At 68.9% G+C, this 12,233-nt stretch carries 7 protein-coding genes; 5 read left to right on the top strand and 2 right to left on the bottom strand.

The window, feature by feature from the left end:
* Nucleotide 1: 1 nt before the first annotated feature.
* Entirely contained in the window at nt 2-1,420 is a 1,419-nt protein-coding gene (locus tag V1457_RS16945; protein WP_338595546.1) for a lipase maturation factor family protein, read from the bottom strand.
* 253 nt (nt 1,421-1,673) lie between these two features.
* On the opposite strand from V1457_RS16945, the gene V1457_RS16950 reads away from it, so the two are divergent.
* On the top strand, nt 1,674-2,504 hold the full coding sequence (locus V1457_RS16950; RefSeq protein ID WP_338595548.1) for a putative RNA methyltransferase: 831 nt from the start codon (nt 1,674-1,676) through the stop codon (nt 2,502-2,504).
* A gap of 157 nt (nt 2,505-2,661) precedes the next feature.
* A complete protein-coding gene (locus V1457_RS16955) occupies nt 2,662-5,298 on the top strand; it encodes an AAA family ATPase (protein WP_338595550.1) in 2,637 nt (878 codons plus the stop codon).
* Nucleotides 5,299-5,355: 57 nt separating this feature from the next.
* On the opposite strand, the gene V1457_RS16960 is transcribed toward V1457_RS16955, so the two are convergent.
* Nucleotides 5,356-6,708 carry an FAD-dependent oxidoreductase gene (locus V1457_RS16960; RefSeq protein WP_200069851.1) on the bottom strand — a complete coding sequence of 451 codons (1,353 nt, stop codon included), beginning with the start codon at nt 6,706-6,708 and terminating at the stop codon, nt 5,356-5,358.
* 378 nt (nt 6,709-7,086) lie between these two features.
* Here V1457_RS16960 and V1457_RS16965 point away from each other — a divergent pair, with 378 nt between their 5' ends.
* The 3 genes from V1457_RS16965 to thrS all read left to right on the top strand — a co-directional run bounded on the left by V1457_RS16965 (nt 7,087) and on the right by thrS (nt 12,224).
* Nucleotides 7,087-7,920 (top strand): SAM-dependent methyltransferase, encoded by an 834-nt coding sequence (locus V1457_RS16965; RefSeq protein WP_200069850.1) that lies wholly within the window; start codon nt 7,087-7,089, stop codon nt 7,918-7,920.
* Nucleotides 7,917-10,028 carry a bifunctional diguanylate cyclase/phosphodiesterase gene (locus V1457_RS16970; protein WP_200069849.1) on the top strand — a complete coding sequence of 704 codons (2,112 nt, stop codon included), beginning with the start codon at nt 7,917-7,919 and terminating at the stop codon, nt 10,026-10,028. The genes V1457_RS16965 and V1457_RS16970 overlap by 4 nt, the downstream gene beginning before the upstream one ends.
* A gap of 171 nt (nt 10,029-10,199) precedes the next feature.
* Complete coding sequence (thrS, locus tag V1457_RS16975; RefSeq protein WP_200069936.1) at nt 10,200-12,224, top strand: threonine--tRNA ligase; 2,025 nt, start codon at nt 10,200-10,202, stop codon at nt 12,222-12,224.
* The last annotated feature ends 9 nt before the right edge of the window (nt 12,225-12,233 follow it).

A 12,233-nucleotide genomic window follows, 5' to 3' on the forward strand; every position in this document is an offset into this window, starting at 1 on the left:
TTCAGGCCGGTGTGAGTTCGTCGAGCGACACCGCCGGGACGAGTTCGCTGACGGGGGTGCGCACCCACCACGCACCCTCGCGGCGTTCCTGCCGGTTCGCGAAGCGGTAGCGGAACAGCCGCGCGCGCACCAGCGCCGGAGGTTCGTCCGGGAACGGGTTGTGCCGCAACAACTTCAGCGCGTGCCGGTCGTTGCGCAGCATCGCCCGCAGCAGCCCGGGAAGCCAGCTGCGTCCGTAGCCGGGCGAGATCGCCACGAACCACATCAGCCAGTCCAGCCGCAGGTGGTACGGCGCGAACTGGCGCGGTCTGCGCCGCGGATCTCCCGGTTTGCCGGGGAATTCGTACTCCTGCCAACCGGATTCCCCGGTGCGGTCGGAAGTTCCCTCCAGCACCACCTCGTAGCGGGTGCGGGTGACGCTGCCGAACGCGCCGTAGGTGTTGCCCAGGTGCAGCTTGTTGAAGCTGCGGTTCATCACCTGGTGCGGGCCGATCATGTTGCGCACCGGCTGGTAGCTCAGCGCGAGCATCCCCGCGGTCACCGCCAGCACGACGATCTGGTGCCACAGCGGCGAATCCGTGGTCGGCGGTGCGGGCCAGCGCAGCAATCCGCCGTCCATCGCGGCGAACGCGAGCGTGATCGTGACCAGGTTGAGCCAGGCGAAGTTCCCGCTCAGCATCAGCCAGCCCTGAGTGATCACGATGAGCACGGCCGCGACATCGGCGCCCGGCTGCGGCGCGAACAGCGCGAACGGCACGATCAGCTGCGAGGCGTGGTTGGCGACCACTTCCACCTTGTGCAGCCGCGGGGACAGGTGGTGGAACCGGCGGCTGAGCGGCCCGGGCATCGGCTGCGTCTCGTGGTGGTAGTGCAGCGCGGTCAGGTCCCGCCAGCACGGATCGCCGCGCATCTTGATCAGCCCGGCGCCGAACTCGACGCGGAACAGCAGCCAGCACAGCAGCCACATGATCGGTGCCGGGGGAGTCGTGTGCGCAGGGCCCAGGAAGATCGCCAGGAACCCGGCCTCCAGCAGCAGCGACTCCCAGCCGAAGCCGTACCAGATCTGCCCGACGTTGACGATCGACAGGTACAACGCCCACAGCACCGCCCACACGAGCATCCAGGCCCACACCGGTAGCAGGCCGACCAAGCCCACCAGCGCCGCGCCGCTGAGCACCGTCCCGGTCCACGCGACGACGCCGAAAAAGCGGTCGGAGTAGTGCAGGTGGAACAGGCTCGGCGCGCGGCGGAAACCCACCGCCGATAGAAAGCGCGGCACCGGGGTCAGGCCGTGCTCGCCGGCCAGCGGCCGGAACTGGTGCACCGCGGAGGCGAAGCCCAGCAGGTACACCGCCGCCAGCAGGTGCGAGACGACGGCCCGCGCCTGCCAGTACTCCGGCGCCCAGAACCACGCGCCCACGGCGGTCTCCTTCCGGTCCCTGCCCGCTCGCTCACCCGCAGTGTGCCCAGGCGGCCGATCCGGCACGCCTGGCCCCTGCGCTTGCCCACCCCACCAGCCGAGTCGTTGCCGACCTGGGCCCGCACGACTCCGTGCGATCTGGCTCGCCCGAAACTCCGGCGACCGAGCGGCTCCCCGACCTTCCGCCCCGGGCCTGGAATCCCCGGTCTCCCCGGCCGCTCCTTAGAATCGCTGCGCAGGGGAGGCGGAAAGGGTGTTCAACGATGTCGCACGACTGTTGGCGTGCCCGCATTGCGGGCGCGGTCTGCAACCAGCGGGGCGCACGCTGCGCTGCCCGGCGAACCACTCGTTCGACCTGGCCAGACAGGGCTACGTGAGCCTGCTGGGTGGGCGGGGCGCACCGAGACCCGGCGACACCGCCGAGATGGTGGCTGCACGCGCCGGTTTCCTCGCTTCCGGGCACTACGCACCGATCGCAGAAGCACTCGCCGACGTCACCGCGGCGACGCACACCGGCGGACCGGTGCTGGACGTCGGCGCCGGGACCGGCCACTACCTCGGGCGAGTGCTGGATGCGCTGCCCGGCGAGATCGGCGTCGCGCTGGACGTGTCGAAGTACGCTTCCCGGCGGGCCGCGAAGGCCCACCCGCGCGCCGCGGCCGTGCTCGCCGACGCTTGGCGGACCTTGCCCGTGCGCGACGCCGCATTCGCCACCGCGCTGAACGTGTTCGCCCCGCGCAACGCCGTCGAGACGCACCGCGTGCTGCGCCCGGGCGGGCACCTCGTGGTGGTCACGCCGAACTCCGGGCACCTGGCCGAGTTGGTGTCCGAACTGGACCTGCTCACCGTGGACGAGCGCAAGCAGCAGCGGCTCCGGGAGCAGCTCACCGACCACTTCGAGCCGGTGCGCAGCCGGCGGTGCGAGTTCGCCATGCGGCTCACCGCCGAAGAAGTGGCCGCCGTGGTCGGCATGGGCCCGAACGCCTGGCATTCCACGGAATCCCTTTCGGCTCGTATCGCCGCGCTGCCGGACTCCTTCCCCATCACGGGCTCCGTCACCGTTTCAGTCCAGCGTAGGCGCTGATCGACCGATTTTCGGGCGTTTTCGGCACTCCCCGTGTTGGAATATGCCAACTGCTCGGCTAGATGGGGAAATGCGAGTAGGCGCCAGAGGGGCAAGTATGGTCTCGGTCGCCGGGATGACGAGATCGATTTCTGGGTGGGGTATGGAGTCCGCGAAAATGCTTGCGCAACGGATCGAGCGGGAAATAGAATCGCTCGGCGAAGCCTCCGAAAAGCGGGTCAAGGAGGTCGTCGAGCACATTGCGATCCCTCCCGCGGAGCCGTCGACGTACCCGTTTAACGGGTACGTCGAGTCGGTTAGGGTCCAGGGCATCCGGTCTTTCGGTGCGGAGCAGGAACTGGAACTTTCCCGGGGTCTTACGATCCTGTACGCGGAGAACGGAACCGGCAAGACCAGCATCATCGACGCCGTCGAGTTGCTTACCAAAGGGGTGACAACTCGCGCGTCGCAACCCGCCGGTCCGGCGGGCGAGGTCAAGGACGAGAACAATGTCCCTTATTCTGACGTCGACGGAAAATTGACGGACATCGAGCCGAATGTATCAATATCCTGGATACAGGACGGAAAGCCGGGACGAGCGGTTTGGAACGGAGCGTGGGGTCAGGCCGCAGCGGATGCACCACCGGTGCAGCTGATTGCTCGTCGCCGGTTGCGAGAGGTCATCAACTTGTCCGGGGCGGATCGAGCCGATCTCCTTGGCCACGCAGCTGGTCTGGGCGACTTGGCCCAGGTCTGGGGCGATGCTCAGAAAGCATTGGACCAGCGGGGGAAGGAACTCAGTTCGGTCGAAGCGTTGCCGTCAGCTGCCATGCAGGACGCCGTCACCTGGGCCGAGGGAGTGCACGACTGCACGAGCGCGGTTCCGGTCGAGGAGATCGCGAAGTTGGTGGAGCGGAACGCGCAGCAGGCCATCGCGCGGTGCGCTCCGGATTCTCGCGGGCCCGGCGAGAGATTGTCCGAGGCTTGGGAGGCGCCGCTCCCGCGGCCTCCTGAGGTCCTCCCAGCAGCGGGGCTCGAAGATTTGGTGCAACGGCTCACTGACCAAGAGTCCCGTGAAGTTCCGCGTCTGTCGGAAGCCCTCGATCAGGCCACTCTGCGTCTGCTCGAGTCCTTCGCGGAGGTCGCGATCGCGGGCGAGGCATGCCCGGCGTGCACCGTCGCGACCGTGACCAGTGACCGGATCGCCGCCGTGCACCGGTTACTGGAGTCGGTTCGTGACGTGCGCGAGTACCAGGAGGCTGACAGCGCTCTCCGGAAGGAAGCACGAGGGTTCGCTCAGGGGTTCCGGCCGTACCTCGAATGGCGGTTCCCGGAATGGGACGACGCAGCCGTGCGGTCGTTCGCGGGGGAGGACCGGAATTTCTCTGCCGCATACGGCGAAGCGCGGTCCTCCAAAACGGCCTGGGACCAGCAATGCACGGTGTTGTGGGACAGAATCGAGACAGCCGGACGCGAACCTTCTGCTGATTCGATGCGTTCGGTCGTGGAGGCGCTGCGGCGGCTGGTCGACCTCCGCGAAGTTGCTGACAGGAATGCTCGCGCGGCCGAGCACCTGCGTTCGGAGTTACTCCGGGACCGCAAGGACGCCGAACTTGCGAAGGCGACGTGGCGGCGGGACAACGCCCGCGCCATCGCGGAAGCCATTGACGCGCGGCGCAAGCGGGACGTCGACGCGCGGAATCTCAGGATCGCGGCCCAGCGCCTCAAAGCTCGCCGTGCTGAGGTGCTGGAGGCGAAGCTCACGGCGCTCGCAGAGCCGATCAGTTCCTGGTTGCGCCGATTGGCCCCGGACCACACACCTTCGGTCCGGCTGCAGGTGAGTCCCGGAGCTCAGAAGCCGAGACTCAACGTGCTGGTCGGCCAAGGCAAGCAGACCGCGATCGGGCGCCTGTCGGACTCGCAGCTGGACATGCTCGGTCTGGCCGTGCACCTCGCGACGCTGGAGCAGGAGCAGTCCGGAGCGCCAGTGATCATTGACGATCCGACCGACATGCTCGACGCGGCAACCGTCGAAAAGCTCGCCGGGGAGGGCATTGGTGACCTCCTCGGTCCGCCGAACGGACCGGGCCGGCAGGTCGTGGTGCTCACCCACGACGAACAGTTGGTGCGATCGCTCTGGAAACATCACGGTGCTCGATGGCCGCTTACCACTCAGTGGTTCACCGAACTCGACCGTGAGATCGAGCCGACCCCGCAGTCTTTGATCAAGCCCCGATCGCCGCAAGAATATGCCGACCGGCTGAAAGCTCTGTTGCAGAGCAATGCGGACGCCGAGAACCGAATTTGGTTGCGCAGCGCTGCTGGAAATTTGGCGCGGCAGACGCTCGAGGCCATAATCGGAGACCTGTTCGAAGTCGTCGGGCCGCGCGGGCTGCGGTACTTGCCCGATCTCAGCAACGTGCGGGAGGACCGCGAGAAGCGGGGGGTGCTCAAGCACTTCGATCTGTTGGACGAGCAGTTTCGGAAGATCCAGAAGATGCATGCAGGGTGCACCGAGAGGTGCCACGCCAATGTCGCCGAATTCATCGATGAGCTCCTGGAGATGCACGCTGAACGAGGCGATTATCTGTTGAACGAAGCTAGTCACGCGAATTGTGTATATCCGAGGATCGCGCAGGTCCGGGAGTATCAGAAGAAGTTGAGCAAGAACGCGAACCGCTTCCAGCACGCCCGAAGGAAGAGTCGGGTGCCGGGTGCTAGGCCGGATGATTGGCCCGAGACCTCGGAGTGGAGCCGTGCACTGGCGGCTTGCTCCAACTGTCAGGTGCAGCAGTTTTTCCCGCACCTGTCCTGAAATGCGCAACCGGCCCGCCGGCGGATGCACGCCGACGGGCCGGTCCGAATCCGCGCCTCAGTCCTCGCTGCGGGAGATGCGGATCATGTCGTCGCGCGGCACGACCTTGATCCGCTCGCGGCCGGCTGCTTCGCCGAGGGCTTGCTCGTGCGCGTCGAGCAGCTTCCAGCCGTCCCAGGTGGTGTAGCGGACGCCGTTGTCGTCGAGCAGCCGCAGCACGCTGTCCGGGTTCGGGTCCTCCGCGGTGGGCATGGTGTCCAGGTCGGCCAACAGGTTGTTGATCGTCTCCATGGCGTCGCCCTTGGTGTGCCCGATCAGGCCGACCGGCCCGCGCTTGATCCAGCCGGTGGTGTACACGCCGGTGATGTGCTCGCCGTCCAGGTCCAGCACCCGGCCGCCGTCGTTGGGCACGGTGCCGGTGTTGTGGTCGAACGGGATGTCGGCCACCGGCGTGCTCAGGTAACCGACGGCCCGGTAGACCGCCTGCACCGGCGTGTCCTCGAACTCGCCGGTGCCGCGCACGCCGCCTGCGCCGTCGAGTTCCATGACCTCGGTGCGCAGCCCCTCGACCCGGTCGGTGCCCAGCACCTCGGTGGGTCCGCGCAGGAAGTGGAAGTGCAGCCGCCGCGGGGTGTCGTACCGCGGGTCCCGCAGCGCCCAGTCCTGGAAGGTCTTCACGATCGACTTGGTCTGGTTGTTGTCCCGGATGGCGGCTTCGCTGCCCTCGTCGAGCTCGAAGCCCTCCGGGTGCACGATCAGTTCCACGCCGGGCTGGTGGTCGAGTTCGCGCAGTTCCAGCGGGGTGAACTTGGCCTGCGCGGGACCGCGGCGGGCGTAGAGGTGCACGTCGGTGACCTGGGAGTCCCGCAGTCCCTGGTAGACGTTGTCCGGGATCTCGGTGCTCAGCAGATCGTCGGCCTGCTTGGCCAGCACCCGCGCCACGTCCAGCGCCACGTTGCCCGCGCCGATCACGGCGACCTCGCGGGCGTCCAGCGTCCAGTCCCTCGTGGTCTCCGGGTAGCCGTCGTACCAGTAGACGAACGCTGCGGCGCCGTGGCTGTGCGGCAGGTCGATGCCGGGGATGTTCAGGTCCCGGTCCTTGTCCGCGCCGGTCGAGAAGATCACCGCGTCGTAGTGCCTGCGCAGCTCGTCGAGCTTGACGTCCTCGCCGTAGTTCACGCCGCCGAGGAACCGGATCTGGTCCTTCTCCATGATCCGGCGCAGCGCGTTGACGATGCCCTTGATCCGCGGGTGGTCCGGTGCCACGCCGTACCGGATGAGCCCGTACGGCGCGGGCATCCGGTCGAGCAGGTCGATGTCCACTGGGGTCTCGGACTTCGTCAGGATGTCCGCGGCGTAGACACCGGCTGGTCCGGCCCCGACGATCGCCACTCGCAGTGGGCGGGTCATGCAAGTCCTCCTGCTCGGATTCCGAAATCGCACGCCGGGATCGCCCGGCGTCCGGGCGCGCTTCCGGCCGGCCGGCGGCGCTGCCGGGGCCGGGCGCTGCCCGACACTTCCAGCTTAGGTTGCCCTAACCGCCGATCCCGGTATACGGACGGTGAGAAGCCTCATAGGCGCCGCTGCACGGTTCGGTCCACAAGCCGCACGGCGGCGGGTTACCGAACGCGGAGGGTCACAGTACGATCACGAGCGGCGCTGCCGGGCGTACCCGATGACGATCTTGTGCAGTACCGTCTTTCGTAGGTTGCTTGGAACGAGCGCAGCAGCAGGCGCTACCTACTTCCGCGAGTTCGCCTGCACCGAAACCGTCAGCAGGAGGCCACGATGCACCAGCGGCCGGAAGGGCTGGGTGCCGACCTCGAACGACCCAGCGTGGCGCGGTGCTACGACTACTGCCTCGGCGGTGCGCACAACTTCGCCGTCGACCGCGCGCTGGTGCGCAAGCTGCTGCACGCGGAGCCGCGGGCGCGGCACCTGGCCCGGCACAACCGGATCTTCCTGCATCGCGCGGTGCACTACTGCCTGCGCCGAGGCGTGCGGCAGTTCCTGGACCTCGGCTCCGGCATCCCCACGCTCGGCAACGTCCACGAGGTCGCGCTGCAAGCCGAACCGCGGGCGCGCGTGGTCTACGTGGACAACGATCCGGTCGCCGTGGCGCACGGGCGCACGATCCTGGAAGGCGACGACCGCGCCGACGCGGTGCACGCCGACCTGCTCGACGTGCAGTCGGTGCTGCACGCGGAGCCGGTCACCCGGCTGCTGCGGTTCAGCGAGCCCATCGGCCTGATCCTGGCCTCGGTGCTGGAGTTCGTCCCGGACGAGCTGGAACCGCACAAGGCGCTGCGCGACTACTACGACCGGATCGCGCCGGGCAGCCTGCTGTGCCTGTCGCACCTGGCCGCCGATGTCGCGCCGGAATCGGCCGCGCGGATCACCGCCATCCGCTTCGACGGCTTGCCCGGAATGGTCGCGCGCGGACGCGCCGAACTCACCGGACTGCTGGGCGGGTTCGAACCGGTCGAGCCCGGCCTGGTGCCCGTCCCCGAATGGCCGCCGGAATCCACTGAGGACGATCCAGAGCGCCCGGAGGAATCGCTCATGCACGGCGTCGTCGCGCGCAAGCGAAGCGGCCGCGGAAACGCGGGTGACCCGAGGTGAACCCTTCCCCGGAACGGGCCGAGTTCGTCCGCCGCTGGACCCGCGAGATCATCCGGACCAGCTACGTGCCGCTGGCGCGCAGCGACATCGAGTCCTTCCTGGCCGGACATCTCGACGCGCTGCTGTCCGCACCGGACACCGACGCGGTGGCCGCGGCCGCCGGGGAGCTGGGCGAGCGGCTGGTGCGGGTGCACTTCACCAACCCGGCCGCGCTGGAGCGCACGCTGTGGATGCTCGGCGATCAGCTGCCGGAACCCCTCGACGGGCAGCCGACGGGGCCCGTCCGGTCGCCGCTCGTGCTGGGTTCGGTGGCCGCGGGCTACGCGGGGCAACTGCGCGAGCAGACCTTGGACGAGCAGGAAGTCATCAAGCGGGCGGTGCTGCAGGCACGGGACTCGGCCGAGGAGGCGCTGCGCGCGAGCGAGGCGCGGTTCCGCGCGGTGTTCACCTCTTCGGCGCTGGGCATCGCGATCGTCGCGCTGGACGGCACCGTCGAAGAGGTCAACTCCCCGCTGGAGCGCATCTTCGAGTCGGTGTGCGAGGCAGTGGTCGGGCGCCGCGTGTTCGACCTGGTCGACCGCAAGTGGCTACCGGAGCTGGCCGAGAACGTGGCCGCGCTGGCCGCGGGCGATGTGGACCGGTTCCAGGCCGAGACGCGGTGCAGCGGCCCGGACGGCGCGCACATCTGGACCCGGTTGTCCGCATCGCTGGTGCGCGATTCCGACGGCGAGCCGGACTACCAGGTGGTGCTCTACGAGGACATCACCCAGCGGCACATGCTCGAGGAGCAGTTCCGCAGGCAGGCCACCCTGGACCCGCTGACCGGACTGGCGAACCGCACGCAGCTCAAGACCACGCTGGACCAGGCGCTGGATCCGACGCACCCGGGGCGCCGGGTCGGGCTGTGCTACTTCGACCTGGACGGCTTCAAGGCGATCAACGACAGCCTCGGCCACCCGATAGGCGACGAGCTGCTGCGCGCGGTCGCCCAGCGGCTGCAGGTCATGGTGCTGGCCGAGGATGGGCTGGCCGCGCGGATGGGCGGCGACGAGTTCGTGGTGCTGCTGAAGGATTCGCGGGGCGCGGCCCGGCTGGTGGAGCTGGTCGAGCAGCTGCTGGCGGCGATCACCGAGCCGGTCTCCATCCGCGGCCACCAGCTCACCGCATCGGCCAGCGTCGGCGTGGTCGAGACCGCGGTGACCGACACCGGGCCGGACGAACTGCTCTCCGACGCCGACATCACGCTGTACCGGGCGAAGAACGACGGCCGGGCGCAGTGGGCGCTGTTCGACCCCGAGCACAACGCGGCCGCGCGGCGGCGGTTCCGCCTGTCGGCGTCGATGCCGAGCGCGCTCGACGACGAAGAGCTCTACATCGAGTACCGGCCGGTGGAGTACGTCGGCAGCGGCAACCTCGTCGGCGTGGAGGCCCACGTGCGCTGGGACCACCCGGAGCTGGGTGAGCTGGACGCGGCGGATTTCCTGGAGCTGGCCGAGGAGACCGGGATGATCACCCGGCTCGGCATCTGGGCGCTGGAGCGGGTCTGCGCGCACGCGGCGCACTGGCGGGAGCGGTTCGGCGACCGCTCGCCGGTGGCCGCCGTGGGCCTTTCCGCGCGGCAGCTGCACGACCCGGAACTGGTCGGCGACATGCGGCGCATCCTGCGCGAGACCGGGCTGCCCGCCGACAAGCTGGTCATCGGGGTGCCCGAGGCCGCGCTGTTCGACCAGCACGGCGACCCGGTGGACGCGCTGGAGATCTTCGACGAGATGGGGCTGCGGCTGGCGGTCTACGACTTCGGCAGGGACACCCGCGAAGCCGCCCGGCTGCGCAGTCTGCCGTTGCGCGCGGTGCGCCTGTCCGGCGGGTTCCTGGACAGCTTCGCCGCGCCGGACGGACCGGATCCGCTGGACGAGCACCTGGTGCGCAGCCTGGTCGGCACCGCCGAGCTGCTCGGCCTGCCGGTGATCGCCAACAGCGTGCACACGAAACAACAGGCGAACCGGCTGCACCGGCTCGGCGTGCACGGCGTGGTCGGCCCCTGCACAGGCGGACTGGCCTCCGCGATGGAGATCGAAGCCGCGATCATCGACAGCGGTCTGCGCTGACGAAACCGGCGCCGTCCGCGCCGGGCAGGGGCGCGAACCGGGTGGCGGGCAGCCGATAGCATCGGGCGGACGGAGTCACCGCGCGCAGCCGCACCCGTCAGCAACCGACGAACCCCGCGACGAGGAGTCATCGTGTCCGTTCAGCCGTCCGAAGCCCAGCAGGTCGCCAGGGTGAAGGTCCCGGCGGGCACTACGGCCGGTTCGGCCGTACTCGAAGCGGGCCTGCCTTCCCAGGGGCCGCAGGCGATCATCGTGGTCCGCGACGCCGACGGCGAGCTGCGGGATCTGGCATGGGTGCCGGAATCCGACGTCGAAGTCGAAGCGGTCCCCGCCGACACCGAAGCAGGCCGCAGCGTCATCCGGCACTCCGCCGCGCACGTGCTCGCCCAGGCCGTGCAGCAGCAGTTCCCGGACGCCAAGCTCGGCATCGGCCCGCCGGTCAAGGACGGCTTCTACTACGACTTCGACGTGGACCGCCCGTTCACCCCGGACGACGTGCAGGCGCTGGAAAAGCGCATGAAGCAGATCATCAAGTCCGGGCAGAAGTTCTCCCGCCGCCGCCTGGACTCGATCGAGGCCGCCAGGCAGGAGCTCGCCGCCGAGCCGTACAAGCTGGAGCTGGTGGACCTCAAGTCCGCCGCCGACGAGGTGGACACCAGCGAGGTCATGGAGGTCGGCGCGGGCGAGCTGACCGTCTACGACAACGTCGACCGGCACGGCGAGGTGGTCTGGGGCGACCTCTGCCGCGGCCCGCACGTGCCGCACACCCGGTTCATCCCGGCGTTCCGGCTCACCCGCGTCGCCGCCGCCTACTGGCGCGGTGACCAGAGCAACCGGCAGTTGCAGCGGGTCTACGGCACCGCGTGGGAATCCAAGGAGGCCATGGCCGAGCACCTGGAGTGGCTGGCCGAGGCGGAGCGCCGCGACCACCGCAAGCTCGGCGCCGAGCTGGACCTGTTCTCCTTCCCGGAGGAGGTCGGTTCCGGCCTGCCGGTGTTCCACCCCAAGGGCGGCATCATCCGCCGCGAGCTGGAGGACTACTCGCGGCGCAGGCACGAGGCCGCCGGCTACGAGTTCGTGAACAGCCCGCACATCACCAAGAGCACGCTGTTCGAGACCTCCGGGCACTTGAGCTGGTACAAGGACGGCATGTTCCCGGCGATGCACCTCGACGAGGAACGCGACGAGAACGGCGAGGTCCGCAAGCCCGGCCAGGACTACTACCTGAAGCCGATGAACTGCCCGTTCCACAACCTGATCTACCGCTCCCGCGGCCGGTCCTACCGGGAGCTGCCGCTGCGGCTGTTCGAGTTCGGCTCGGTGTACCGCTACGAGAAGTCCGGCGTGGTGCACGGGCTGACCCGGGTGCGCGGCATGACCCAGGACGACGCGCACATCTACTGCATGCCCGAGCAGTTGCAGGACGAGCTGAAGTCGCTGCTGACGTTCGTGCTGGACCTGCTGCGCGACTACGGCCTCGAGGACTTCTACCTGGAGCTGTCCACCCGCAACGAGGAGAAGTACGTCGGCGACGACGAGAGCTGGCGGGTGGCCACCGAGGCGCTGCGCGAAGCCGCCGAGTCCTCCGGCCTGGAGCTGGTTCCGGACCCTGGCGGCGCGGCGTTCTACGGCCCGAAGATCTCCGTGCAGGCCAAGGACGCGCTGGGCCGCAGCTGGCAGATGTCGACCATCCAGGTCGACTACCACCTGCCCGAGCTGTTCGACCTGGAGTTCACCGCGCCGGACGGTTCCAAGCAGCGGCCGATCAAGATCCACCGGGCGCTGTTCGGTTCGATCGAGCGGTTCTTCGGCGTGCTCACCGAGCACTACGCGGGCGCGTTCCCGGCGTGGCTCTCGCCGGTGCAGGCGATGGGCATCCCGATCGCCGACGAGCACGCCGAGCACCTGGACGGTGTGGTGAAGGCGTTGCGCGCCAAGGGAATCCGCGCCGAGGTGGACCACGGCGACGACCGGATGCAGAAGAAGATCCGCACCCACACCACGCAGAAGGTGCCGTTCCTGCTGCTGGCGGGCGGCAAGGACGTGGAGGCGGACGCGGTGTCGTTCCGGTTCCGCGACGGCTCCCAGATCAACGCGGTGCCGGTCGCCGACGCGGTGGCCGCGCTGAGCCGCTGGGTGGATCGCCGGGACAACACCTCACCGTCCGCGGAGACCTTCCAGGCGGAGCTGGCGTGAGCGAGTCCG

The sequence above is a fragment of the Saccharopolyspora sp. SCSIO 74807 genome, assembly GCF_037023755.1.
GTDB lineage: Bacteria > Actinomycetota > Actinomycetes > Mycobacteriales > Pseudonocardiaceae > Saccharopolyspora_C > Saccharopolyspora_C galaxeae.

Coding starts and splice junctions, on each gene's coding strand:
- V1457_RS16955 (WP_338595550.1), top strand. CDS start 2,662: ATGCTTGCGCAACGGATCGAGCGGGAAATAGAATCGCTCGGCGAAGCC.
- V1457_RS16960 (WP_200069851.1), bottom strand. CDS start 6,708: ATGACCCGCCCACTGCGAGTGGCGATCGTCGGGGCCGGACCAGCCGGT.
- V1457_RS16965 (WP_200069850.1), top strand. CDS start 7,087: ATGCACCAGCGGCCGGAAGGGCTGGGTGCCGACCTCGAACGACCCAGC.